25 protein-coding genes and 1 tRNA gene are annotated in these 26551 nt (G+C 47.5%); 20 read left to right on the top strand and 6 right to left on the bottom strand.

What is annotated here, in order from left to right:
• Positions 1-17 precede the first annotated feature (17 nt).
• On the bottom strand, positions 18-638 hold the full coding sequence (locus tag GA520_RS05890; protein WP_163339121.1) for a hypothetical protein: 621 nt from the start codon (positions 636-638) through the stop codon (positions 18-20).
• Between the two features lie 161 nt (positions 639-799).
• On the bottom strand, positions 800-1399 hold the full coding sequence (gene hisB / locus GA520_RS05885; protein WP_304511302.1) for an imidazoleglycerol-phosphate dehydratase HisB: 600 nt from the start codon (positions 1397-1399) through the stop codon (positions 800-802).
• A 258-nt stretch (positions 1400-1657) separates the two neighbouring features.
• Here hisB and GA520_RS05880 point away from each other — a divergent pair.
• From GA520_RS05880 to truA, 5 genes are all read left to right on the top strand, one after another.
• A tRNA-Gly gene (locus GA520_RS05880) sits at positions 1658-1732 on the top strand.
• Positions 1733-1802: 70 nt separating this feature from the next.
• Entirely contained in the window at positions 1803-2231 is a 429-nt protein-coding gene (gene rplM, locus GA520_RS05875) for a 50S ribosomal protein L13 (protein WP_163339122.1), read from the top strand.
• A gap of 18 nt (positions 2232-2249) precedes the next feature.
• Positions 2250-2642: a 30S ribosomal protein S9 gene (gene rpsI / locus GA520_RS05870; protein ID WP_163339123.1), complete on the top strand. Its 393-nt coding sequence runs from the start codon at positions 2250-2252 to the stop codon at positions 2640-2642.
• A gap of 152 nt (positions 2643-2794) precedes the next feature.
• Positions 2795-3835 (top strand): N-acetyl-gamma-glutamyl-phosphate reductase, encoded by a 1041-nt coding sequence (argC, locus tag GA520_RS05865; RefSeq protein ID WP_163339124.1) that lies wholly within the window; start codon positions 2795-2797, stop codon positions 3833-3835.
• A gap of 14 nt (positions 3836-3849) precedes the next feature.
• Positions 3850-4611: a tRNA pseudouridine(38-40) synthase TruA gene (truA, locus tag GA520_RS05860; protein WP_163339125.1), complete on the top strand. Its 762-nt coding sequence runs from the start codon at positions 3850-3852 to the stop codon at positions 4609-4611.
• Positions 4612-4701: 90 nt separating this feature from the next.
• On the opposite strand, the gene GA520_RS05855 is transcribed toward truA, so the two are convergent.
• Positions 4702-5679 carry a LysR substrate-binding domain-containing protein gene (locus GA520_RS05855; RefSeq protein ID WP_163339126.1) on the bottom strand — a complete coding sequence of 326 codons (978 nt, stop codon included), beginning with the start codon at positions 5677-5679 and terminating at the stop codon, positions 4702-4704.
• A gap of 305 nt (positions 5680-5984) precedes the next feature.
• Here GA520_RS05855 and GA520_RS05850 point away from each other — a divergent pair, with 305 nt between their 5' ends.
• The 15 genes from GA520_RS05850 to GA520_RS05780 all read left to right on the top strand — a co-directional run bounded on the left by GA520_RS05850 (position 5985) and on the right by GA520_RS05780 (position 19955).
• The gene (locus GA520_RS05850) at positions 5985-6407 is read left to right on the top strand and encodes an NADH-quinone oxidoreductase subunit A (protein WP_163339127.1); all 423 of its coding nucleotides are present in this window, start codon (positions 5985-5987) and stop codon (positions 6405-6407) included.
• Positions 6380-6907: an NADH-quinone oxidoreductase subunit NuoB gene (locus GA520_RS05845; protein ID WP_163339128.1), complete on the top strand. Its 528-nt coding sequence runs from the start codon at positions 6380-6382 to the stop codon at positions 6905-6907. Before GA520_RS05850 ends, GA520_RS05845 begins: the two co-directional genes overlap by 28 nt.
• A 56-nt stretch (positions 6908-6963) precedes the next feature.
• A complete protein-coding gene (locus tag GA520_RS05840; RefSeq protein ID WP_163339129.1) occupies positions 6964-7554 on the top strand; it encodes an NADH-quinone oxidoreductase subunit C in 591 nt (196 codons plus the stop codon).
• On the top strand, positions 7551-8669 hold the full coding sequence (locus tag GA520_RS05835; protein ID WP_163339130.1) for an NADH-quinone oxidoreductase subunit D: 1119 nt from the start codon (positions 7551-7553) through the stop codon (positions 8667-8669). The genes GA520_RS05840 and GA520_RS05835 overlap by 4 nt, the downstream gene beginning before the upstream one ends.
• A gap of 10 nt (positions 8670-8679) precedes the next feature.
• The gene (locus GA520_RS05830; protein ID WP_163339131.1) at positions 8680-9684 is read left to right on the top strand and encodes a complex I subunit 1 family protein; all 1005 of its coding nucleotides are present in this window, start codon (positions 8680-8682) and stop codon (positions 9682-9684) included.
• Between the two features lie 2 nt (positions 9685-9686).
• Positions 9687-10127, top strand: a complete 441-nt coding sequence (locus GA520_RS05825; protein WP_163339132.1) for an NADH-quinone oxidoreductase subunit I — start codon at positions 9687-9689, stop codon at positions 10125-10127.
• Positions 10124-10648 carry an NADH-quinone oxidoreductase subunit J gene (locus GA520_RS05820; RefSeq protein ID WP_163339133.1) on the top strand — a complete coding sequence of 175 codons (525 nt, stop codon included), beginning with the start codon at positions 10124-10126 and terminating at the stop codon, positions 10646-10648. Before GA520_RS05825 ends, GA520_RS05820 begins: the two co-directional genes overlap by 4 nt.
• Positions 10648-10974 (top strand): NADH-quinone oxidoreductase subunit NuoK, encoded by a 327-nt coding sequence (nuoK, locus tag GA520_RS05815; protein WP_163339134.1) that lies wholly within the window; start codon positions 10648-10650, stop codon positions 10972-10974. The genes GA520_RS05820 and nuoK overlap by 1 nt, the downstream gene beginning before the upstream one ends.
• Before the next feature lie 14 nt (positions 10975-10988).
• Entirely contained in the window at positions 10989-12470 is a 1482-nt protein-coding gene (locus GA520_RS05810) for a monovalent cation/H+ antiporter subunit D family protein (RefSeq protein WP_163339135.1), read from the top strand.
• Positions 12467-12718, top strand: a complete 252-nt coding sequence (locus GA520_RS05805; protein WP_163339136.1) for a hypothetical protein — start codon at positions 12467-12469, stop codon at positions 12716-12718. Before GA520_RS05810 ends, GA520_RS05805 begins: the two co-directional genes overlap by 4 nt.
• The gene (locus tag GA520_RS05800) at positions 12708-14498 is read left to right on the top strand and encodes a Na(+)/H(+) antiporter subunit D (protein ID WP_163339137.1); all 1791 of its coding nucleotides are present in this window, start codon (positions 12708-12710) and stop codon (positions 14496-14498) included. Before GA520_RS05805 ends, GA520_RS05800 begins: the two co-directional genes overlap by 11 nt.
• A gap of 25 nt (positions 14499-14523) precedes the next feature.
• Positions 14524-16047 (top strand): NADH-quinone oxidoreductase subunit M, encoded by a 1524-nt coding sequence (locus tag GA520_RS05795; RefSeq protein ID WP_163339138.1) that lies wholly within the window; start codon positions 14524-14526, stop codon positions 16045-16047.
• A 21-nt stretch (positions 16048-16068) separates the two neighbouring features.
• Positions 16069-17481, top strand: coding sequence for an NADH-quinone oxidoreductase subunit N (locus tag GA520_RS05790; RefSeq protein ID WP_163339139.1), 1413 nt, complete (start codon positions 16069-16071; stop codon positions 17479-17481).
• A 146-nt stretch (positions 17482-17627) separates the two neighbouring features.
• Positions 17628-18872: a M48 family metallopeptidase gene (locus GA520_RS05785; protein WP_163339140.1), complete on the top strand. Its 1245-nt coding sequence runs from the start codon at positions 17628-17630 to the stop codon at positions 18870-18872.
• 174 nt (positions 18873-19046) lie between these two features.
• Complete coding sequence (locus GA520_RS05780; protein WP_163339141.1) at positions 19047-19955, top strand: hypothetical protein; 909 nt, start codon at positions 19047-19049, stop codon at positions 19953-19955.
• Positions 19956-20271: 316 nt separating this feature from the next.
• Here the strand turns inward: GA520_RS05780 and GA520_RS05775 are convergent, their stop codons facing one another.
• From GA520_RS05775 to GA520_RS05765, 3 genes are all read right to left on the bottom strand, one after another.
• Positions 20272-22383: an acetate--CoA ligase family protein gene (locus tag GA520_RS05775; RefSeq protein ID WP_163339142.1), complete on the bottom strand. Its 2112-nt coding sequence runs from the start codon at positions 22381-22383 to the stop codon at positions 20272-20274.
• Between the two features lie 23 nt (positions 22384-22406).
• Entirely contained in the window at positions 22407-24788 is a 2382-nt protein-coding gene (locus GA520_RS05770) for a hypothetical protein (RefSeq protein WP_163339143.1), read from the bottom strand.
• A gap of 893 nt (positions 24789-25681) precedes the next feature.
• The gene (locus GA520_RS05765) at positions 25682-26356 is read right to left on the bottom strand and encodes a hypothetical protein (protein ID WP_163339144.1); all 675 of its coding nucleotides are present in this window, start codon (positions 26354-26356) and stop codon (positions 25682-25684) included.
• Positions 26357-26551: the final 195 nt, after the last annotated feature.

Here is a 26551-nt window from a genome sequence, read left to right as displayed (position 1 = left end):
AGACTGGCAATACCAAACTACATATATGGAAATTCAGCCAAACGCTCCTTTATTCCCTGGGTCATCAACTCTTCAACTGTAATCCATTTAAAGCCTCTACTCTGAGCCTTCCCAAAAGAAAAAATATTCTCCATAAGCGACTCTTGGGTTTCGTTAAAATCAGCCACCCAAAGAACGCGCTGGTCATCGGTTGAGATGAGTGTCATCTTAAAAGAGACAGAAGCGGGAGCATCAACGGCATACTCCCCACCCTGCCGCTCTTTGTATCTTCTCAGAGTGGTAACGAGAACCCCATCACAGCCAAGCTGTCTGCCCAATTCTGCAATTGTGGCACCGAGCCCACCCGTCACACCACTGCCAATTTTATTGAGTTGAGCAGTGCTAACCACCTGTATCGTAGCTTTTCCACCAAGTTCGTCACGTAGCAGGCTATTTGCAATCATCGCACCTTTTTGCAGTTGCTCACCACCACTATCAGTTCCTTCCTCGGCAAGAATTCTGACAGGTAACAGGGCTATTGCGGACAGCGGCGCAACTTGTTGGGGACTATCGCCGCTCGCAACTGGCTGTTTGGAGGAACATGATACAAGCGCAAGAAGCAGGCAGCACGACAGGCAGACTGACAATATCGGTTTCACGGAGAACTCCTCCTCATGTGTTAAGTATAAAAAAGACTCGTTTATTATTTTATTCCGGAAAGGGTCAGTTCCACTTGAAGCAGGTACAGGCAGGAGTAGCCTCACTTGCAGTCCCCGGCCAAATGACCAAATCCGGTTTTTTTCATTACCTTCAACTACGTCTACAAACACCCTTTAGAGGACATCACACCAATCCCGATAGTCTGGGTCGCTTCATTCATTGCCCGTCCCAAAGCCTTGAAGAGCGCCTCTATAATATGATGGGCGTTCTCTCCATGGAGCATATCCACATGCAGCGTTACTCCGGCATGCAGGGCAAAGGCACGGACAAACTCCTTTGCCAGGCAGGTGTCGAAACTACCGATTTTCTGGTCTCCCGGATCAAGCTCATAATGAATGTAGGGCCTGTTGGATAAATCAACAACCACGCGCACCAGAGTCTCATCCATGGGCATGTAACAGCTGCCATACCTTTTGATACCTTTCTTATCTCCCAGTGACTTGGCGAAAGCCTGTCCGAGACAGATGCCTATATCTTCCACCGTGTGGTGGTCATCCACCTCCGTGTCACCATCGGCTTCCACTATAATATTGAAAAAACCGTGAACAGCAAAAAGAGTTAACATGTGGTCGAGGAAGGGAACTCCCGAATCAATTTTATAATCGCCCTTACCATCAAGCACCAGGTCAAGTTGGATATCGGTTTCCCCTGTTTTCCTATTAACGGTCCCCTGTCGGATGCTGGTAACTGGATCTGTCATAAAAAAGTGATCTCCACCTCAAAAAAAATATGCGTTAAACGTAAGTGCTGAATCCACTTAACCGCAGGAAATAAATATTCTATACTGCTGACCAGAACATTTAAACATACCCTATTAATTATAATCGTACTCTATTTTTCGTGACAGATGCAGACAAAAAAAATATAATCAAATTTTGGATGAATCTGAATTTTTTATTGACACAGCCATCCCGAACTTGTATATATGCCGCTGTTTTGGCTTTTACTAAACACATGAGCGGGAATAACTCAGTGGTAGAGTGCAACCTTGCCAAGGTTGACGTCGCGAGTTCGAATCTCGTTTCCCGCTCCATCAGTGACTATAAAAGGTTCGGCACTGCTGAACCTTTTTTTATTAATTGACAGTTATTTCGAGGGACACAATGAAAACCTATCTTGCTCCAGTCAACGAGATCGAAAAAAAGTGGTACGTTGTCGACGCAGAGAACAAGGTACTTGGGCGACTGGCAAGTGAGATAGCCGCCCGCCTGCGTGGTAAACACAAACCGACTTTTTCTACGTTTATCGATAACGGCGATTTTATCGTCGTAACCAATGCGGACAAAATCCAGCTGACCGGGAATAAGTGGGACGACAAAAAGTATTTCCGTCACACCGGTTACATAGGCGGCATCAAGGAAACCAGCGCCAAGGAACTCCTTGAGAAGCATCCAACGGATCTCGTCATGAAAGCTGTAAAAGGCATGCTGCCGAAGAACAAGCTTGGCCGTGCCCAGCTGAAAAAGTTGAAAGTGTACACCGGAACGAAGCATCCGCATGAGGCACAGCAACCCGAAGTACTAGATATATAACCCTGGAGATTTAATAACATGGCTCAAGATCGTTTTTACGCCACCGGCAAGAGGAAAAATGCCATCGCCCGTGTATGGCTCACCCCTGGAAGCGGCAAGGTTGTTGTAAATAAGATGGATGCAGACGCCTACTTCGGCGGCACCTTCAAAACCCAGAAAATTGAAAAACCTTTTAAGATCACCGAGACTGCGGAGCAGTTTGACGTCATGGCGACCCTTAAAGGTGGCGGTAAATCTGCTCAGGTCGATGCGTTGTCCCACGGTATCTCCCGCGCCCTCCTTGAGGTGAACAGTGAGAATCGTCTGCCGCTTAAAAGATCCGGTCTCCTGACTCGCGACCCGCGTGTCAAAGAGCGTAAAAAATACGGACAGAAAGGCGCTCGCGCCAAGTTCCAGTTTTCCAAGCGTTAATCTCCGAATTCCAGCTCTCGACTTTCTGCTCCAGGGAGGTTATGTTACAGAGCTGTTATTACCACGGAATCGCTTTATAAAGGGAATAGCAGCCTATGCTGCTATTCCCTTTTTCTATTTGCTTATCTGAGTATGCACAGGGAGACTCATCCATGATCAAAGCTGCTATCATCGGTGCCTCAGGATATACGGGAGTCGAACTCTCCCGAATTCTGGTAAACCACCCCCACATTGAATTATGCGCCGTTACATCCAGGCAATTTGCAGGCAAACCAATATCAGAAGTTTTCCCAAATCTCCGTTCAAGGGTTGATCTGGTCTGTGAAAATCTGAGTGTCGACGAAATTTGTCAGCGAGCTGATATCGTTTTTACTGCCGTACCGCATAAAACAGCGATGGACCTGGTCCCCCAACTGCTTAAAAACAACAAAAAGGTTATCGATCTGTCCGCAGATTTCAGGTTACGCGATGTCAAGACCTACGAAGAATGGTACCAACCTCATTCGTCGCCCGATTATATCACCCGGGCAGTATACGGATTACCGGAACTGTATCGTGAACAAATCAAGTCAGCAGATCTGGTCGCCAATCCGGGCTGCTACCCCACATCCATTATCCTTGGCCTGATGCCACTGTTGAAGAACAAGGTAATTGACCCTGCCTCTATTATCGCTGACTCCAAATCCGGCACCTCCGGGGCAGGAAGGGCAGCACAACTGGGAACCCTGTTCTGTGAAGTTCACGACGGTTTCAAGGCATATAAAGTAGGAGGAACCCACCGTCATACCCCCGAGATCGAGCAGGAGCTAAGTACCCTGGCCGCACAAGATATAACCATATCCTTCACCCCGCACCTCCTCCCGATAGCACGGGGTATACTGAGCACCATCTACGCACCGCTCCAACCAGGCTTCGACCACGACGATGTCCGCATATTGTATAACCGGGCCTATGATAATGAGCATTTTGTCAGACTCCTCCCCGAAGGAAGTTTCCCGGCAACGCAATATGTTCGCGGTTCAAACTTCTGCGATATAAATTTCACAATCGACAAGCGCACCAACCGGATTATTGTTATTGCCGCCATTGACAATGTGGTAAAAGGTGCGGCGGGTCAGGCTGTCCAGAATATGAACCTCATGCTTGGCTATCAGGAGTCTACCGGACTCGATATCGTTCCTCTCTTTCCGTAAAATAAATCTCAGGCATGACCGCAGAAAGAAAGATACGGCTTCTCATCGCGTTTGATGGAACACCCTTTAACGGCTGGCAGCGCCAAAAGCATGATGTCTCCATACAGGAGGAGATCGAAAAGTGTCTCACTGTTATGACGACAAAAGAAGTTGCACTGCACGGTGCCGGCAGAACCGATGCCGGCGTCCATGCAGAAGGCATGGTCGCACACTTTTCTACTCTCTCCTCGATTTCCTGCCCGGCTTTTCACAAGGGGCTCAACTCAATGCTCCCCTACTCCATTAGAATACTCAACGTGCAGGAAACCGAGAGAGATTTTCATTCACGATTTTCGGCACAAGGCAAGAGATATGAATACACCATATACAATGGTGCGATCATGCCGCCTTGCAAAAGGCTCTATTGTGTTCACATCCCCTATCGTCTCAACTTCCCGGCCATAGACAACTGCTTGCAACTCCTGCAAGGCACCCATGACTTTTCTTCATTTGAGAATGCAGGTTCACGGGATAAGAATTGTGTAAGCCGAAAAGGAGCTGTCCGCACTATCTTTACCGCTGAAAGAAAGAAGACAGGTGATTATCATTCCTTCACTTTCATAGGGGACGGGTTTCTCCGTCAAATGGTACGCAATATGGTTGGCACCCTGCTTACCGCCGGACGCGGACAAATTACAATTGATCAATTCCGGCAGACACTCGAGGCATGTGACAGAAATGCAGGGGGGCCCACCGCCCCTGCTCATGGCTTGACATTAAAAGAAGTTCTCTATTAAGAATATCAACCATGCCCCCTACTATGCCCAAATAAAAAAGGCATCCTCAGTCGAGGATGCCTTTTTTATTTGGGAAAATCGTTTTGAATACTATTTCTTCTGGGCAGAGTGACGCGCCAGCAGTGATTGAAGTTTCCATGGTGAAGAGAGACAGACACGGTCCTCATTACAGGTGGTCATCACGTCACAGAAGTTGATGAATTCAGCAAGTTCGTCGCTAATGTCCTTATCTTTACGCTGGATGACCCGAAGTTGCCGTTTCATATCGAGTCCTTTTACAGGTAAGGCCTTTATCCACCCATGCTCTGTCTCCCTGCAGACACTGAGTGTTGAAAGACAGGCAATGCCTGCCCCTGATTCAACAGCTCTTTTAATGGCCTCGGGGTGCCCCATTTCCATGACAACATTGATCTGCTCGAGGTAATCCCGCATCTTTTCCCTGAAAGTTGCATTAGTACCGGATCCCTGCTCCCGCATAATCCACTTTTTGTCCTTGAAATCCTTTTCGATATCAAAATAATCGTTGTGGGCGAGTGGATCTGTTGGGCCGCACAAGACGACCAACTCATCTTGAAACCAAGGGCGGATTTTCAGGTCAATGGTGTTTTTGCCCAATAGGCCCTCCACGTAGCCTATATCGCTCAATCCATCGATAACCATCTTTTCTGCCATTTTTGTATTGTAGACAAGTAGGTTTACGTGGACTTTAGGGTGAACCCGCTTAAATGCCCCAACAAGGTATGGAAGTATGTAGTTACCTAGTGTTGTGCTTGCCACTACGTCAATATGCCCAACGAGTGTGTCATTTCGCTCCGACATGATGGATTCGATGTTGGAAACCTGACAGGTGATATCTTTAGCTAGCGGGAGAAGGTAACGCCCCCTCGCATTGAGCAATAAACTCCTGCCATGTCTGTCAAAAAGTGACCCACCAAGCTGGTTTTCCAGTTCGGCCAGGGCCATGCTGACTGCAGACTGGGTAACAAACAGCTTCTTGCTCGCTTTGGTGACTTGCGCAGTTTCAGCGACTGCAATGAATATTTCTAACTGCCTTAATGTAATTGACATCTTCTATTTTTTTATTCAGTTAAATTGATGGAGATCATATATAAAACTTCACAACCACTTCTGCCAATCATATCATGAATTCAAAGTTTCTCAAGTTTTTTCAACTTGTAAGGCCAGGAAAATAGCGACTTTCAGGGCTCACAGAGCTGAAGTAAGACTGTTGAAAAAAAAATATTATTGACAGCTCTCTAGCAATTTTCTAAGGTTGGTCATCAGATTATTTGATGTAAATCAATGCTGTCCCACCCAGTTCTACCTAGAAAGCAGTTCGCTACAATAGAAGTTTTAAGCAAAAGGACTCGATTATGGATTATCAGTTTGCTGACTTCATGTACCAAGACAATGTTCTATGGGTAACCGCTTTTACCCTCGGCGGCCTGGCATTCGCGCTTGGCCCCATCGCTATTGTCTACCTTCTCATGCCCCAGAAGACCCGCCAAATTGAAAACAGGGCAAAACAATACATCGAGTGCGGTATGGACCCGATCGGCGATAGCTGGATCAGGTACGGTGTCGTGTTCTATCTGTACGCTCTGATATTTCTCGCGTTCGATGTCGATGTCCTGTTTCTGTTCCCGGTAGCCGTTGCCTATGATTCCGGTATCTTCGAATCATCCATCCGGGACTTTGTTGAAGTCGTCATATTTGTCGGAATCTTAACACTTGCCGTAGTTTACGCATGGATAAAGGGAGTCTTTAAGTGGGAACGGAAAACATACCTTCAGTAACAGAGCCGGTTCCGGATTCAATAGTTCAGTTTGCCGTAGCTGACAAACTGATCAATATCTGCAGGGCTAACTCGCTCTGGCCGCTTACCTTCGGTATTGCTTGTTGTGCTATTGAAATGATGGCCACTGGTTGTGCCCGTTTTGACATGTCGCGCTTCGGTGCAGAGGTCTTCCGACCCTCGCCTCGCCAGAGCGATGTCATGATTGTTGCCGGAACGATTACCAAGAAGATGCAACCCGGTATAAAAACGCTGTACGACCAGATGCCTGAGCCCAAATGGGTTATGGCCCTCGGTAACTGTGCTATCTCCGGCGGGCCGTTTGCCTTTGAGGGACAATATTCGATTGTTCTTGGAGCGGATGAGTTCCTGCCAGTTGACATTTATGTTCCGGGCTGTCCTCCACGTCCGGAGGCCCTGCTTCAGGGTATCATTGAACTTGAACACAAGCTGTCAGACTGGAAACGCTGGAAAAATCCCGAACAACCCGAGCAGGTATAGGGCATAAGGCAGTTGTACCTTTGCTGTTGATTATCAGCACTTCGGAGTAACACGACATGATTGCAGAACAGACGAAAGCGGCCCTCCAGGCCCTTTTTCCAGAGCCAGATGCCGTCCCAGAACCTCCTGTTGCAGAAGAACAGGTTGAAGCTTCACCTGAGACTGATGAACAGCCCGCCGAAGGAGATCAGCCTGTAGAGACCCCGGCTGAGCCTGTAGAAACAGAGGTTGAAGAGGGGCCACGTGAAAACGGTGTTCTTGAACGCGACTACAGTGTCCACGGGTACCATCTCGACGCACAGGTTGATCCGGACCAACTCATCGAAGCCGTCACCATTCTGGATAAGGCGGAATTTTTTATCGAAACCATCACCGGTGTCGACTGGATAGAAGATGACCAGTATGAAATCATCTATGATTTCAGCCGCTATGATTTCGATCTCTGCCGCGTCGTTATACGCACCCGCGTATCGAGGCAAGAGCCGGTAGTTCCGACAATTACACCTGTTTATGCCGGAGCCAACTGGCACGAAAGAGAAACACACGATTTTTTCGGAATTAAATTCTCCGGGCACCCGCACCTTATCCCCCTGTTACTCCCGGAAGATGCGGATTTTCACCCACTTCGAAAGGATTTCAAAGCATGAGCACACCGATACAACTCGGGCCGGACGAGACTTTTGTACTTAACGTCGGACCACAGCATCCTGCAACCCACGGTGTCCTTCGGGTCAAGATGAAGATGGACGGTGAATACATAGTCGATGCGGAAACCGTCATAGGGTACATCCATCGAATGCACGAAAAGATGGGTGAAGTTAAAACCTATCCGCAATTTCTGATGAACCTGAGCAGGATGGATTACCTTGGCGCCCTCGGTTACTCACACGGTCATGTTCTCTGTGTAGAAAAGGCTGCAGGAATCGAGGTTCCTGAAAGGGCGGAATACCTGCGCGCCATCATGGTAGAGTTGAACCGTATCGCCTCCCACCTCTTCTGGTTCGGTGCGTTCGTCATGGATCTCGGCGGTTTTAGTCCGTTAATGTATGCCCTGCAGGATAGGGAATATATTCTCGATATGCTCGAGTCGGTAACAGGCTCCAGGCTGACTTATTGTTACTTCCGTTTCGGGGGGCTCTATAACGATGTGGACGATGAGTTTATCGATGCCGCCAAGAGATTTATTCCCCGCATGCGGAAGTCCCTGAAAAAATACGACACTTTGGTGACTGGGAACATCATCTTCCGAAAGCGTCTTGAAGGAAACATCCCGCTCTCCAAGGAAACCTGCAGAAAATATGGTGCTTCAAGTGCCGTTGCCCGTGGCTCAGGTATCAATTTTGACGTTCGAAAAAACGAGCCGTACTCTGTATATCCCGAATTTGACTTCGACATACCCGTGTACCATGAATGTGATTCCATGGCGCGCTATAAGGTGCGTATGGCAGAGATGGAACAGTCACTCCGAATAATCGAGCAAGGACTCGATAAACTTCCCGGTGGCCCTATCATGCCGAAAAAAGCTCCAAAAATCATCAAGCCGCCAGCAGGTGATTATTATCAAGCGGTGGAGACAGCTCGCGGCTCCTTCGGAGTCCGCCTGGTAAGCGATGGTACCAAAGTACCCTATAGATTGAAATTACGCTCACCCACCTATTCGAACATGCATCTTTTTGATGAGTCGTGCAGGGGGTATATGATCATGGACGCTCTGGCATTCATGGGAAGCCTCGACCTCGTCATTCCGGAGATTGATAGATAAGGAAATCATTATGAGCACAACATTGATCAATGTGATAGCCGCCGTCATCATCGCTATAGCTTTTGCGGCTCTTAATGCCGCTTACCTTGTGTGGTGTGAGCGAAGGGGTGCCGCGCGTATCCAGCGTAGACCAGGTCCCAACATTAACGGTCCGTTTGGTTTATTCCAGCCGCCACTCGACGGTGTTAAACTGATGGCCAAACAGCTGCTCATTCCTGGCGGCGCTGACAAACTCCTTTTTATGACAGCGCCGGTTCTGGCCATGTTCCCGGCAATTATGAGCTTTGTGACGATCCCGTTCAGTGAGGTCATCGTGGCACGTAACATGAATATCGGACTTATCATGATATTCGCTTTTGCCTCCAGCGGGTCCATGGCACTGCTTTTTGCAGGTTGGAGTTCTCGTAACAAGTATGCGATGATGTCCGCAGTCCGATCCGTATCGCAATGTGTCGCCTACGAGATCCCGATGCTTATCACCGCCATGACCGTTGTATTCATAACCGGCTCACTGGACCTGATGGAAATTGTCCGGAGTCAGAGCGGCTCTTTCCTCAACTGGAATGTTTTCCCGCTGTTTGGAGAAGGCCACAATATTCTGATGCCTTTTTCCTTCCTGATCTTTTTCACCTGTACACTGGCAGAAACCAACCGGGCACCGTTTGATCTCGGCGAGGCTGAAAGTGAACTCGTCGCCGGCTTTCACATTGAATATGGTTCTATGGGTTTTGGCCTCTTCTTCATGGCTGAGTACGCCAACATTGTTATCGGCGCCTGCCTTACGACCATTCTTTTCCTTGGTGGCTGGTACGCACCGTTTCCATTTTTAAACTTTATACCCGGCGTCTTCTGGTTCCTACTGAAAATCTACATCCTTATCGCCACATTTATCTGGATCCGCTGGACCTTCCCCAGAACAACCATTTACGGCCTGTTGAATCTCTCCTGGAAGATTCTTATTCCGCTTTCACTTTTTAACCTGCTCTTCACTGCAGGATTACTCAAGGTCTTTTAAACATGGGTACCTATTTCAGCGAAATATTCCAAGGACTCTGGAGCCTCCTGCAGGGTATGGCCATTACCTTCAAGGAGTTTTTCAAACCGGTCGTAACGGTCTCCTACCCCTATGAGACGATCCCAATGCCCAAGCGGTATCGCGGGCATGTGGAACTTATAGAAGACGATGATGGAAAACCGAAATGTATTGTCTGCATGGCCTGTCAACGCGCCTGCCCATCCGATTGTATCTCCCTGAAAGGCGAAAAGGTCGAAGGGTCTAAAAAGAAGGCACTGACAGTCTATAAACTTGATTTCACCAAATGCTCTCTTTGCGGCTCCTGTGTTGAGGCATGCAAATTTGACGCGCTCGACTTTTCCAAGGAGTACAACCTGGCAAGTACCCGCAAGGAAGACTTCTATTTTGATCTCCTGAAACGACTGGAGGACCGTAACAGATGAATCCATCCCTGTTCAGTGGTGACGGCCTTGTAGGGCTGATTTTCATTATCACCATCGGCATCACCATCACCGGTGGCATGATCGCCTGTAATGCCGAACGGCTTGTCCGGGCGGTGGCCGGTCTCATAACCTGCTTTATTGGGGTCGGCGCCCTCTATTATTATCTCAACTCTCCTTTTGTAGCTATGATGCAGGTGCTGATCTACGTTGGAGCCGTAGCTGTCACCATCTCGTTTGCCATCATGCTCGCTGCCCCTGAAGAACAGTCAACACCCAGCCGAATTAAGGCCATCGCCGGTCCCATTGGCTTTATCACAGCGGCATTGCTGACTACAGGCTTGTCTTTAGTCGCCCTGAAAAGCCCCTGGATCAACGAGCCAAAAATCAACGACGGTTCGGTTGAGGTCATCGGTACCCAGTTGCTCACCAACTACTCCATGGTCTTTGAGCTTATTTCCATTGTCCTGCTCATTGCCATTATCGGAGCTATTGTTATTGCACGTGAAGGGAGGAAAAGTTGATGGCTATCTGGAATCTGCATAACTCCATGACCGCATACCTGCTCGTTGCCGCTGTTCTGTTCGGCATGGGCGTATATGGACTGATTACCCGGCGTACGTTGATTGGGATGCTTATTGCGGCAGAGATGATTCTGGTCGGTGCCTCGCTCAACTTCATGACCTTTAACCGCTTCGCGGCACCCGACCCGGCTACCGGGCAGATATTTGCCCTGTTTATCATGGCAATAGCGGCAGCAGAAGCTGCCATCGGCCTCAGTATAGTTATTGCAATCTATCGGCACTACAGATCAATTGATGCCGAAGATGTTGTAAATCTCAAAGGCTAAAAGGATTATCCGGCATGGAATATAACACCGTTCATTCCCCGCTCCTGCTTGTTGCCCTGCTCATACCCCTGATTGGAACCTTGGGGGTCATGTTCCGGGGCAAAGAAGAAAATATTCGTGAGGGCATCTCATCGGTTTCCTCCATATTGCTTCTTGGTACTGTCTGCTTCATGATCAAACCCGTTTTGAACGGACAGACCCTCGTCTTCCAAATGTTTTCCCTGTTGCCCGGCGTCTCCGTCACTCTGCGTGCCGACGCGATGTCCATGATATTTGCCTTGGTAGCATCTTCGCTGTGGACCATCGCAGTTTTTTACTCCATGGGCTATATGAGAGGTTTGAAGGAACATGCCCAGACCCGATTCAATGCCTGTTTCGCCCTGGCGATTTTTGGTGCCATCGGTGTTGCCTTCTCAGACAATCTCTTCACCCTGTACCTGTTCTACGAAGTTGTCTCGGTCTGCACCTACCCGCTTGTTGCCCATCACCAGGACAAGGAAGGATATGACGGTGCAAGAAAATATATTGTTTACCTGACAACGACCGCCAAGATGTTCCTGCTTCCAGCCATGATACTTATCTATGTGCTGACAGGCACTTTGGACTTCCCACATAACATCCACGAAGGTGTTTTCAGTGGTGATGCCAACCGGGCTCTTGTGACCATGCTCTATGTTTTCTGCCTGTTCGGGTTTGCCAAGAACGGCATTATGCCCTTCCATCACTGGCTGCCGGGTGCCATGGTTGCACCAACACCGGTTTCTGCTTTGCTCCACGCTGTTGCCGTTGTGAAGGTCGGCGTGTTCTGCACAACCAGGACAATGCTTTACGTATTCGGTGTTGACCTGATGGAGGCCTTTAATCTTGGTATACCGACGGCCTATTTTGTCGGGTTCACCATTATTATGGCCTCGGTGATCGCGCTTTCAAAAGATAACCTCAAATCACGACTCGCCTACTCCACGGTCAGCCAGCTTTCCTACATTATCCTTGGTGTAGCCCTGCTCTCTGTCCCCGGCATTCAAGGCGGATTGATACATATTGTCAACCACGCATTCTCCAAGATCACCCTCTTCTTCTGTGCCGGTGCTATCTACGTGGTTACTCACAAGAAGTACATCTCAGAGATGGAGGGGCTCGGTAAGGCCATGCCGTTTACTTTCGGTGCATTTGGTATAGCTTCACTCTCTATGATCGGAGCACCGCCGGTTGCCGGTTTCATCACCAAATGGAATTTGCTCGTCGGTTCCGTCGAGGCACATCAGCTCGGCATCCTCTTTATATTGCTGGCAAGTACTATCCTGAACGCTGCGTACTTCGCACCGGTCACATACAAGGCTTTTTTTGGTAAACCGCCATCAGGCACGGAATATACAAAAGTAAAGGAAGCACCCTTATCCATGCTTATCCCGATCCTGATCGCATGTTTCATATCCGTTTTAATCGGCATATTCCCTCAATACATGTTGCAATTCGTAAAGGCGGTGACAGGATGATTGTGAATTTCATCGATTACCTGAAAGAACGTCCACAAACGGTGAAGCAGGTCTTCGTCGGCATGATCATACTGATCATCTTGTGGAGCGCTGTATTTGTTGACACACACCATGCACACACCTGGATGGAGAAGATCCCCGGTTTCTGGTCCTTCTTCGGCCTCATTGCCTGTGTGGTGCTTATCTATGTCGCAAGCTGGATCGGGAAGAGCGGCATCATGACCAGGGAGGACTACTATGACAACTAGTTTTATCCATCCTGCCCTGATCCTGATAGTGGGTGCGATACTCCTGCCATTCATCAAGGATCCGTTCAGGAAAATCTATCTTTTTATGGTACCTCTGACCACATTTTGCGATGTGCTATGGCTCGGTACAATGAAAGGAACGTATGGTGTGTTCACCTTCATGGGGAACTGGACACTGACTTTTGGTCGTGTCGATGATCTCTCCTTTGTGTTCCTGTTTATCATGGCACTAATGTGCGTGATCGGGACACTCTACGGTATTCATGTCAAGAATGACTGGCATCATATCGCCGCCTGGTTTTATGTGGCGGGTTCCCTTGGGGTTATCCTGTGCGGTGACTATCTGGTGCTGTTCCTGTTCTGGGAAATGATGGCCTTTGCCTCTACCTTCCTGGTCTGGTTCAATAAAGAGGACGGGGCTCTTGCCGCCGGCTACAGATACCTGCTGGTACATACCTTCGGTGGCCTTGTCCTGCTGCTCGGATTTGTACTCAGGTACCAGGCAACCGGAGATCTCTCTTTCGTCCACATGGATGAAGGCAACATGCAGACGTATAGCTGGCTGATCATGATCGGACTGATGCTGAACGCTGCTGTACCTCCCCTGCACTCCTGGCTACCTGATGCATATAGCAAGGCGACTATCACCGGCGCCGTCTTCATGTGCGCGTTTACTACCAAAACTGCGATTTACACCTTAGCCAGAGCCTGTGCAGGATTCGACATACTGATCGTGCTCGGTGTTATCATGGCCATTCTTGGTATCATCTACGCCCTGTTCGAAAACGATATCAGAAGACTTCTCGGTTGGGAGATCGTCAGCCAGGTAGGCTACATGGTAACCGGTGTCGGCATCGGTACAGCACTTGCCATAAACGGTACCGCCGCGCATGCCTTCGCCCATATATTATATAAGGGACTCCTTTTCATGGCGGTAGGTTCGGTCGTTTATTCGACCGGCAAATCAAAATTTACGGAACTTGGTGGGCTCTATAAAAAGATGCCCCTCACATTCCTGTTCCTGTTGATAGGATCGCTTTCTGTTTCTGCTTTCCCGTTCCTTTCCGGGTTCGTTTCGAAATCGATGATCATCTCCGCCAGTTTTGAAGAGCACATGCTCCTGGCCGGATTTTTGTTGACCATGGTCTCTGCCGGAACATTTCTTGTGGCCGGTCTGCGACTTCCCTACCTGCTCTTTTTCGGAGAAAGTCGTTGTTCGGAAGAGACGTGGGAGAAAGCCTGCGATCCTCCCGGAAATATGCTCGCGGCCATGGCGACCTCCTCCTTTTTCTGTTTGCTGGTCGGTTGCTACCTACCGTTTCTCTACGACATGCTGCCGTTTCACGATGTGCAGTACCATCCGTACTCCAGTTACCACTTAAGTGAGACGTTGCAGATACTTGCCCTTACAGTAGTAGGCTTCTACTTCTTTAAGGATAAACTCATTGCCCGTCCCACAATCAGCCTCGATCTCGACTGGTTTTACCGCAAGGGCGGCAAGGGTTTTCTCTGGCTCGCAAGTAAACCTATCCAGGCGATTGATAACGCCTGGGGCGAAGTATACCGTGTCGTCGGTCTTGTCTCACTAATGACCACTGCCAAGTTCTGGGGCTGGTTTGACTGGCATGGCATTGACGGGGTTGTCGACGGAATCGCCCGTCTGGTACGAAGCTTTGGCGGTTTTGTAAGCCGCACCCTGCAGCGGGGGCAGATCCAGCACACCCTCTGTATTACGATAACGTTTGCAGCTATCGCTCTGTTTGCGTTTGCCTGGCTCTAATTCAACCGATTAAGGACTACTGGTAATGGATCAGCTTATACTCAATACGGGTGCTCCCTATCTCAGCATCCTTATTTTCCTGCCGATAGCAGGTGCACTTCTCCTGCTGCTGGTGAACAATGAGGATTTCGCCCGCTGGTGGAGCCTTGCCATCACCACGGTGATCGCCGGAATCTCCCTGCCTGTCCTCATAGGTTTTGACCGGACGACCACCAACTTCCAGTTTGTCGAAAAACATAGTTGGATTGAGTCACTCAATATTCAATATGTCATAGGTGTTGATGGTATCTCCATCCTGCTGCTCATCATGACCACCTTCATTATGCCGTTTTGTGTGCTGGCGTCATGGGCTTACATCAAAACCAGGGTACAATCATTTATGATTTGCCTGCTGATCATGGAAGCTGCGATGATAGGTGTCTTTGTGGCACTCGACTTCGTACTGTTTTACATCCTGTGGGAAGCGATGCTGATACCTATGTACTTACTCATTGGTATCTGGGGCGGTCCGCGTAAAATTTATGCTTCTATCAAGTTCTTTCTCTATACCCTTGCAGGGTCAGTGCTCCTGCTGGTTGGTATAATCTGGCTTTACATTACCAACGACTACAGCTTTTTTATCCCGGACATGATGTGGAAGGGATACAGCTCAACAGCCCAGATCCTGCTCTTTATTGCCTTCTTTCTGGCATTTGCTATCAAGGTTCCCATGTTTCCATTCCATACATGGTTACCGGCAGCTCACGTTGAAGCACCGACCGCCGGTTCCGTGGTGCTTGCCTCCATCCTACTTAAAATGGGAACCTACGGCTTCCTCCGTTTTGCTCTGCCCATTACGCCAGAGGCTACCATGACGATGATGCCGTTTGTGCTCTGGCTCTCTATCGCGGGCATTATCTACGGGGGTTTTACAGCCCTTGCCCAGACCGACATGAAGAAACTGATAGCATACTCATCTGTCGGTCACATGGGGTTTGTAACCCTTGGTATCTTCGTTCTTAATGTAGAGGGTATTGAGGGTGCCATCCTGCAAATGGTCAATCACGGTATAACCACCGGCGCCCTCTTCATCTGTGTCGGTATGATTTATGAAAGAACCCACAGCCGGGAATTACGTGACGCCACAGGTGTCGGCCAGTATATGCCTGTTTATGTCACCTTCCTCGGTTTCTTTTCCCTGTCCTCTTTCGGCTTCCCAGGCACCAACAGTTTCATCGGTGAATTCATGATTCTCGCCGGTACTTTCAGGCACAGCGTACTTATAGCCCTTGCAGCGATCCCCGGTGCGGTCCTTGCCGCAGCCTACATGCTGAGGATGCTGCAGAAAGTTGTCTGGGGCGGCACAGATAATCCTGACCAATCCTGGCTCAAAGATCTCAATGCCAGGGAAATTGTGACCCTTGCCCCGTTCCTCTTTTTTGTACTATGGATCGGGCTTGGACCGAAACCGTTTATTAACTTAATGCATACCAGCGTTGTCGGCCTGATAAACGATTTTCAGGCATACTCCAGTCAGGCCCTGGCAATCGCTGAAACCATCGTTCGATAACGAGATACTAAAGGTACACAGATGCTATTTTTACCTGAGTTAATGCTACTGGGCGCCGGTCTGATATTCTTTGGTCTCAGCCTTGGATCTTACCCGGCTGAAACTATCCGCAATACCGCGATCGTTTGTTTCACTGTTGCACTGGCCGCAACACTCGCCACTCTTAATAATAGTGGTGAGCTCTTTTTCAGCGCATACAACGTGGACCTCTTCTCACAGACGTTCAAGGCCCTCATCATCCTGGCAACCCTGTTTGTCGTCATTTTCACTGATAAACTTCCCGGCATAAAGGCCAAGGTACGGGCCGAATATTATATTTTCCTGAGCATGTCCGTACTCGGTCTGGTCATGCTCGTCTCCAGCGTTGAACTCCTGGCAATCTTTGTGGCGCTTGAGCTGTCCTCTTTTGCTGTTTATGTCATGGTTCCTATGAGAGACGAACGTTTCGGCTCAAAAGGGCAGATGGAAGCTGGCATCAAGTATCTGCTTTTTGGTGTGGCAGCCACCGGTTTCATGCTTTTTGGTATGAGCTACCTGTTTGGACTTACCGGTACTACCAGGCTTGCAGATATTGTTGTTAAACTATCGGATATTTACACTGAGCCCGCTGTTGTCGTTGCCTCCACCATGGTATTAGCCGGCTTCTTCTATAAACTGGCCCTGTTTCCCATGCACTTCTGGGTACCGGACGTTTATGAGGGTGCTTCTAACGAGACAACAGCCTTTATAGCTGCTGTACCCAAGATTGCAGCCGTGGCCATGTTAATACGTTTCGTCATACTGGCAAGCGGCAGTGGCGACGCTATCGTAAATGTGCTTATGGTCTGTGCCGTACTTTCAATGTTTTACGGCAACCTCTCAGCGCTAGTACAAAAAGACTTCAAGCGCATGCTGGGTTTCTCCGGTATTGCTCATGCCGGTTTTGTGCTACTCGGTCTGATAACCTTCCATGCAACAGGATATGCAACTTCTCTATACTATATAACAGGTTATGCTTTCATGAACCTCGCCTGTTTTCTGGTTATATGTTCTGTGGCACCACAAGGTGAAAATCTTGCTATCGAAGATCTCACCGGTCTTCACAAAAGATCACCACTTTTGGCCATCACCCTCACGGTCGGTTTATTTTCTCTGGCCGGTATTCCGCCTTTTGTTGGATTTACCGGAAAATTTATGCTCCTGGTCGGTGCCTTAAAGGAAGATTATCTCCTGTTAGTCATTCTGGCTGCTATTAATACCGCTATTGCTATCTATTATTATCTCTCAGTGGTACGGCTTACATTCTGTACCGACCCTGAAGGACGTGAAGCGGTGAATGGCAACTTCCTGACCAATATCGCATCGGTGCTCCTCATCCTGGTGATCATCATAATGGGTGTTGTACCTTCACAGTTCCTTGAGATAGCTCAAAGCACCATGAAAACGATTATGTAAGCGTCAGTTCTCGATCATACTTCTTCATAAACAGATCCGGCGGAATCAATCCGCCGGATCTTTCTTTTTCCACAGGTAGAAAATCTGTGGTATAAACATCTCCTAAAACAGACTCATAATTCTCATCTCCAGACCAGACAATTACTATGAACAGTTGGCTTATTGCTATCCTTCTCATTATCATTATCGGCTTTCTACTTGACAGCTGCATCTCCCTGCTCAACCTGAAGGCGCTTGACCCGGCTCTCCCTGAGGAGTTCAGCAGCGTATACAATCAGGATGAGTATGCAAAATCCCAGGAATATACAAGAGTCACCACAAAGTTTTCCCTCGTTAGTTCGACAGTAAGTACTCTACTCACCCTCGCATTTCTCCTTTTGGGAGGTTTTAATGCGGTTGATATCTTTGCCCGGAGTTTTGAATTCAATGAGATTCTCACCGGACTTGTTTATGCTGGATGTCTGATGTTGCTCAGTTATATCGTCAGCCTGCCCTTCTCTATCTATTCGACCTTTGTTATTGAAGAACGATTCGGTTTTAACCGTACCACCGTTAAAACCTTCATCCTCGACACCATCAAGGGTACGCTTCTTGCCATAGCACTTGGAGGCCCCCTGCTGGCTTTGATACTCTGGTTCTTTAATGCCACCGGCTCAATGGCCTGGATCTATTGCTGGGCTGGTGTAGTTGTTTTTTCCATTATCATCCAGTTTCTTGCTCCCGTACTCATTATGCCGCTGTTCAACAAGTTTTCTCCACTTGGTGAAGGTGAACTCAAGACACGCATCATGAATTACGCAGAGCAGGAGAGGTTTAAGCTCCAGGGAATTTTCACCATGGACGGCTCAAAACGTTCCACCAAACTGAACGCCTTTTTCACCGGTTTCGGAAAATTCAGAAAGATTGTCTTTTTTGACACCCTGGTAGACAAACTTGAGACAGATGAGATAGTTGCGGTCCTTGCCCACGAAATGGGACATTTCAAATTAAAACATGTCCTCAAGATGATGGCAGGATCTATTTTGCAGACGGGATTTATTTTTTTCCTTCTATCTCTGGTACTCGGTAACGAACAACTCTTCGAAGCTTTTTCAATGGAGTATGTTTCTGTTTATGCAGGCTTATTCTTTTTTGGCTTTCTCTATTCCCCTGTCAACTTGCTGGTGTCTGTGCTCTTCAACGCCCTTTCCCGAAAACACGAATACCAGGCCGACGCCTATGCTGTTCGAACAACCGGTGAAAAAGATTACCTTATCAGTGGCTTAAAAAAATTATGCCAGGCCAATCTCTCCAATCTTACACCACATCCGGCGGCTGTTTTCCTGGAGTATACACACCCTCCTGTCCTGGTACGTATTAAGGCCATTCGGGAACTAATTATTAAAGAATGAAACAACTCCAAACAATCAGCTTGACAGCAGAGCCATTTCACGTTTGACTGTATGGGTAGGTTTCTTTATTTGTTCCCACTTTTTGGATATTGATTTTTGTTTATGAGTCGTTATTTTTTGCGAAACTGTAATTTACCCACCATTTTTGTGCGAGTCCGATTTTAGGAGAAAAAAATGAAAAAAAGTGAGTTTCGTGCCCCATTAATCCAATCGGGTGCTATTCTTCTGGCAGTTGTCCTGGTCTTCTCCCTTGTACCTTCAGGAGATTCCATGACCGTAGGCAGTATTATTGGCTTTGTGATTGGCGGATTTTTTAAATTCCTACTGTTCCTGATTGCTCTAGGTCTCGGGTTAGGTATATGCATATCTGTACTGGTAGGAATCTTCTTTGCCGCTGTTGCTTTGCAGGATTCTGAAAAAGCGAACAGTATGTGGGCAGAATTCAAGGTGAAACTTTCAGGACTTTTCTGTCAAACTGACAGCGCCTGTTGTGCACAAAGCGAAACGACTGTATGTGAGCCAGCCATTTCCCAGGAGGAGTATGACAAAATGAAGAGTGAGCTTTCATCCCTGCAGCAGACGAACCAGAAATTACAGAGCGATGTGACTGCACTGTCCGCGGACAACGATAAATTCAAGCAGGACATTCAGGGTCTCAACTCCATGGTTGAAGAATTAAAAGCTTCTGAAGAAAAAATTACTGCCACCCTTGCAGAACTCTCCGAGAAAGTAGAAAAAGAGCCCGATACCGGACTGCAGGATCAAGTGACCAAATTAGAGGAAATGTACAAAGCCACCACAGCCTCTATTGAGGAACTTGTGGGAAAGTTGCAAGCCTTGGAGAAGCAGGAAGCTGAGACCGCTTCCTCCAAGGCTGATTTAGAAGGTGGAATTTTTTCTTACATAGAGAGTGAAGACGACAAGGACCTTTTTGTCATTACTGTTGAGGAAGCGGTCAGCAAAGATATGACCTACGCCCAGATCGATGAGTTCCTTACAGAAAACCTCTCAGCAGAACTTGACCAGATCATCAAGGACCATCCCTCGCTGACCAAGGACTTCATCCGAAGTAAGCGTAGCTAACCAACTGGGATCTGATCAAATAGTTGACCGAAGGGGCAATGGTGTTAAAACTCCATTGCCCCTTTTTTCTTTTCTTTCTCGCACCTTATCAAACCCACTGCTACAATCACCTGATTCTCAGTAAGGTTTTTGTAACCAAATCAAACAGGCACTCTTTAGCAGGAATTCATAAACTAACGCTCACGAATAAACGGCACACCAAGATCTGCAGGAGAAGCGGATTTTTTTCGTTTGCCAGAGGCAGAAACCAAAACCCCATACCTGGGATTGACAAGGATTCTTAAAGCTCCTGAGAATAAATGTAATCCGCTCAAAACTACTCCATAAAGGACCTGCCGTACCGTTTCCAAATGCGAAGAGCAATCCCCAGCGGTTTCATCATTGGGACCGTATACGTACGGAGTTTCTTGGCCGCCATGTAGGTTCGGCAGCGATCAACATATTGCGAAAACCCTCGGGGGGAAACGATCAACGGTTTGGTCAGCTCATCATTTAGTTCAACAAGCCTTTCCGGAAGGTACTCCGAAAGAAGCGGTACCTGCAGATAGACCCCGGCAACGATGACATCCGTTTCAGTATCCTCATCAATAATCCTCAGGGCAGCCAGCAATCTTTCATCATTACAGTTACCAAACAAATCAAGAGGATTATTACCAATATTGTCGAGTACCGATTCGTCTTGCGGCTGGTTTTTTCGGTGAAGATCTTCACCGATCAAAGCCTGTAACTTTCGTCTGGTTTCCTGGCTGAATTCTGCAAGGCGCATGCCCTCCCCGGTCACCTGGTCAGCAAGCAGGATACCAGCGCCACCACCGACACTGACCACGGCCACCCTATCATTCCCTGTCTGCGGCTGGCTTGTGAGGATCGAAAGTATATTGACGAGAATTTTTGGATCTTCGGTGAGGTCTTCAACAAGATAAAACCCCGCCTGCTCACAACATGCCCGAAACGCTTCATGGCTTCCGGCGAGAGAGGCGGTATGGGAGAGGGCAGCCTCAGCACCTCCACCGGTTCCCCCCTTAATAATAATTACAGGCTTTTTAGCGGTCACCTCACGCCCGACCTTCATCAGCTTGAGGCCGTCGGCGACACCTTCAAGATAGATCGCAATAATTGAGATCCTGGGGTCATCCCCCATCTGGGCCAGCATTTCCGGGACACCCGCACAGCTCGCATTACCAATTGAAACCCACCTGCCAAGATTCTGGTGATCGGCACGAAACATCTCCAATAACTCAAGTCCGATCCCACCACTTTGGGAGATAACGCCTATGCCACTGGGTTGTTCCACAGTCACCGAACGCTGTTCCGGGATGTAATTTGTGTTGAGGCCGGAAAAGCTATCGATAACCCCCATGCAATTGGGGCCGATATAAGCGACCTTATACTCTTCGCTAATTTGAAGCAGCTGTTCTTCAAGCTCATTCCTGCCCATCTCGGCGAAACCATCACTGAAGATTATGGCTCCCTTGCCGCCAAGCCTGCAAAAATCCCTGAAAATGGAAACCGTCCTTTCAGAATTTACGGCAAAGACTCCGACCTCAGGCACTTCCGGCAACTCAGCAAGCGACTTGTAACACGAAATGCCGTGAATCTTCTCCAGCTTGGGGTGGACCGGATACAACCTTTTGATGCCGATACAATTTTTTAAAATCACACCGCCCTGTGTACCGGGTCGCGAGGCTCCGATCACGGCGACTGATTCGGCCCTGAATATCGCATTGATGCTATTCATTACCCAGGGTTTGACATCCTCGGCCACCGGGTCAATGCTGGAATCATCACTGATTATCCGTGCATCAACGATTGAACAACCGGTCTCATGTACAATCACCGGATTGAGATCCAACTCACTTATAGTCGGGTTTTCATGCATCAGGCGGGAAATCTTTATTGCCACATCAATGACCGCTTCACGGTCATACCTTTTGCCGCGATATCCCTCAAGGACAGTTCCAACCTGGGTATTGGCAAGCATCCCCAGAACATCATCCCGATTGAGCACGCCGATCCCCATGGCGACATCGGAATACAGTTCCACGAAAATACCCCCGATGCCAATCATGGTTACCGCACCGAACCCAGGGTCCCGTTTTGCTCCGATCAGTATCTCCAGTCCTTTGGCCACCATCCGCTGAACGAGTATCCCGTCTCCTTCATCCCGGGAAAAACCGCCCATCAACTTTTTCAACGTAGTGCACGCCCGGTGCAGATCGTGGTCATTTTGAACATCGAGGAAGACAGCTCCCTCATCAGTTTTGTGGATGATCTTTTGCGAAACAGACTTAACGACAACCGGATACCCCAGTTTCGCAGCCTGGACTACAGCGTCGTCTTCAGAGAAGACATACTCACCTTGAGCCTGTATTCCATACTGTCTCAGCAACCGGCTACTTTGGCGAAAATCGAGTTGTTCTTTGCTCATCTCTTATCCGTTTCTATCTTTCATTATCCTTCAGCAATGCGGGGATGATAAATATTTTTAAAGAAGATTCCGGCGACCAGGTACATGACAACCGCTACCAGCACTGTCGCCCTAAAACCGATCTGTACCGAGAGTATTACGCTGAGAAAACCACCAATAACGGTAAAAAGTCCATTCATGGCCCAGGCCCAGGCAATGGTTCCCGGCACTTGATGGCGCACACTTAAAACTCCCAGGGGAAAAGGCATACCCAGAAAGAGCCCCAGGGGGAAAATCAATACAGAAGCAGCTACAATCCTGACTGAGATATGCATGGTCAGAAAGGTATCAAAATACCAGGTCTGTACAGCCATTATAAAAAGTGCAGAGACGGCGATTCCGCCAAACACAATAGGCCACCGCCGGGGTGCGTACATGTCAAACTTCTCCGACATCATACTTCCTACGCCAGCACTGAACAGAAAGATAAAGATCACGGTGGAATAGGTGTAGAGTGGATACCCGATTAACTTCATGAATATCTGGACAAAGACAAGCTCCAACAAAATGAAGCCAGCCCCGAGGCAACCAAAATAAGCGAGAAAGCTTCTTTTACTCTCCCATTTCGCCTTGCCCACAGGTGAAAACAGCAGCGGCACAAAAAGGAAAACAGCGGCAAACAATAGTGAGGCAACAGCCGTCACATAAAGATGAATAGTATCCCTGGGTACCCCATCCTGCAACCTGGAGTTTAAAAGCTTTGCGACAGATGCATTAGTAAACGTCTCCGGCTGGATATCAACTTGTGATACACCTTTACGGATAAAGTTAAAGTAGGGTTTATCATCAACTGACGGTCCTATACGGTAATTGGCCTTTTGTTCCAACTCCTTGGGAAAATCACCTGAAAAGAAATCATCGGAAAGAAAACTCTTCTCCGGGTCCAATGGGTTGACAACCAGCTCATTGGCGCTGGTCATGAATGCCATAAGATCCTGCAATTCCTGCTCAGTCCATGGAGACATCTTTATCAATAATGTCGGAAGATTATCCTGGACTCCGGGCACCTCAAATACGACTACGTGTTTGCGAAAATCACTCCTGCCCAATCGCTTCCAGGCTAGCGCAGCTGTTGCCACCATCTTAGGATAGATATGGTGGTTGATATGCAGGATACCATCTTCCTTGAGGTGGGTAAAATACTCAGTGTACGCCTCAGCGGTCTGCAGATAAGTGGTGTTGAGCGAGCCACTGCCGGCGGCTATACTGGAACTACTGTGGTTGCTCATCATCTGAATGATATCGTACTTGTTATGGGTGGAACGCAAAAAACTCCGTCCCTCGCCTTTGCGCGCATTTACCCTGGGATCGTTCATGATCCCACCTATATATTTATCAAACTTCCCCCTCCCCAACTCAACTACAGCACCCACCAGCTCTATCGCATCAACGTGGGAGGCACCATAGGCCAGGGCAGCCTTCGTCTCCTGCCCACCGGCGCTGCCAATAATCAGAACTTCCTGCCGAGTATTCTGCTTCAGGTAGTGAGAGGGTAAAACCACCTTTCCCCAGAAATGTCGATGAGGTTTGGTTTTAACATCTTCAAGTAACTGTCCGTAATCACCATCAAAACTGTAATAATAACTGGTTTGGGTACCACCATCATAGGCAATCCACTTAAAATTTCGCCGATAGGTGACAATATCGATCTTCGATATCGGATCCCAGACGGAATACTCATGGGTGCCTTTGTTACTTAATGTAGAAAACCCCCTTTTATTAATATGAGGCTTGAATTCTATATACTCACCCCTGAAAAATGGATAGGCAATTATCCCAATACCAATGAGTACGGCAACACCTTTAAAAACCCTCTGTTGAAAAAAGATGGCCGCAATCAAAAACCCGAGTCCGCAGGCTACAAATAGAAGCCCCGCAGCGCCTACCAGCGGTAAGAGGGGGATGAGAACTATACAGCCCAGGGCAGCGCCAGTCAGGTCACAGAAGTATAAACTCTGGATACGGGAAGAATACTTGGAGAAGATAGAAGTGAGAATGACCCCGCCCAAAAAAAAAGGTACTGTAATAAAGAGATATATTATACCGAAGTGAATTGCAGACTCTTGGGTTTTCCGGCCAATTTCCTTAAAGTCGAACGGACAGTGATCAAGAACAGGAATCAACAGGACAGCAAACAATCCACCGAGAATAGCAAGACAGGCAATCTTGTTATTGAGTTTTGAGGTCTCATCGACAGGCCTCAGTGATGAATAAACCCCGGCAAGACCAAAAGCAAACATACTGAGAGTGATGACGAGGTAAGCTATGTTCGGATACCACAATACATCAAAGACCCGTATCAAGGTGAGCTCAACCAGCAACGTACTTAAAGCAACCAGAAAAACGCCTATCGCAATGCCATTCATACCATAAATTCCTAACGCCATGATAATAGCGGGGAGATGGGGAGAGTATGATAGGTTATCCTCTTGCGATGAGGTCACTTGTCAAACAGGCCGTAAAAAGCCAGCTCAGACCCACCTATAATCAATTCTGGTGGTATCCTAGTCAATTATCGTATCATTGGCAATAGTTTCTAATCACAGTTTTTCCCCTGTGAATGAGTGAAAATTCCGTTTTATCAACATCTTTGAATTAGCCCTGAATTGAACCGAGAGGCTAACACTGAAAATTCACGAGTCGAGATAATTAGTTAAGGCGCACAGTGAATTGTATTGCTCAGGTAGGCACTTCCCTGTTGTAAAAAAACCCTCAATAACCGGCTGATATGTGCTAACAATAAAAGACTATTGGTTTTTTCTAATGAGATATCCTTGCAAAATATATTGCTCGATTTGAGCCAAGGTGCACCTTAAATGATATTCCTGTTTTTTTAGGTGAATTTCAATTGGATAACTAACAAAGACACTGGTGTATTTAAATCGTAATTCATTGTGAATAGAACTGCAGGTGCATCATAGGAAAACAGACATAGCACCATTAATCTGATAGGCTTATTTGAAAAAAATCCTCCGTCCTCAGCAATTTGCCAACAATCAATTCAGTGAGGAACAATTCATTTAGAGGCAGAAATTAGATCCTTTTTTTTTCAGTACGTGACTTAGGTGGGTTCCCATAATCATAATACCTCAACTTTCCAGGTTGGTTGCCCAAACTGGAAAGTTGGTCCCTAATAATACCAAGCGCCAATGCAATTAAAACAACGATCTGCTTTCCACTCCATGCAACTTCCATAAAACATTGATATTGCATTTTTTAATCATTTTATCGGGTTTTGGCACTTCATACAGTCGGAATGTCACTCAACGCCATAAACTACAACTTTACTTAAAATTACTTCCCCATATTTTTTCCAATACTCATCCCATTTTTCTTCAGTGGTCTCAAATGTGACGATATTCATAAAATCCTCTTTCTCGGAAACTTGGAAGTATTTATGAACAATTATGGGAGTCATGTTCTGTGGTGCATTTCTGTATCTGTATACAATCGTTTCAAGGTTATCGTGTTTATTAAAATTGATAAATATCTTCCGATTTTCTTTCAGCTTCTCGATGTCATTGATCAGCACCCCAGCCGCAAGTGCTGCTGACACGTTCTTATTTTTTTGTGTATCCCTGATGATCTGTATCGTGACTCCTGTTTGAAAAATGCCATTTTGTTGGACAGATTCGACAGATGAACAATATGTCCCTCCTTGTGAATATTCATTCCAATTGACTGGGCGCTGGATGGCAACACCCTTGAAGAGGGACCAAGAAAACCCTTCTACCGGTTCAGGAAGCATTTGAAGTACTTCGTCCTTCAAGTCAGAAACTTTTCCTGCTTCATTCTTTGACTTTTTTGCTTTTTCGGCAGGTGATTCCAGTTCGCGATTAAGATCCCCATTGTTTACCGAAACCTGTTTTTCAACACACCCTGAGAGCAGACAAACAACAACTGTGAGTCCAATCAACTTCATGATTCTTTCCATCGTCTTTTCCTTGAATTAAGATTTTTAGAATTTATGCTCAAAAAAACGAAATAGGAGATCAGTACGTTGTTCAACTTAGCCATGATTCTCCCGCATCTTATCTTTTCTTTTGAGAGCACTGTCTGTAACTACAGCAGGACCGGGAGCCCTACCTTTGCGGAACAATTATGCAACTTACGTTTTCAAAACATACTT

This window comes from Desulfopila sp. IMCC35008 (genome assembly GCF_010646885.2).
GTDB lineage: Bacteria > Desulfobacterota > Desulfobulbia > Desulfobulbales > Desulfocapsaceae > Desulfopila.
The sequence above is the reverse complement of the archived record's forward strand: the minus strand, read 5'-3'. Positions and strand labels throughout refer to the sequence as shown.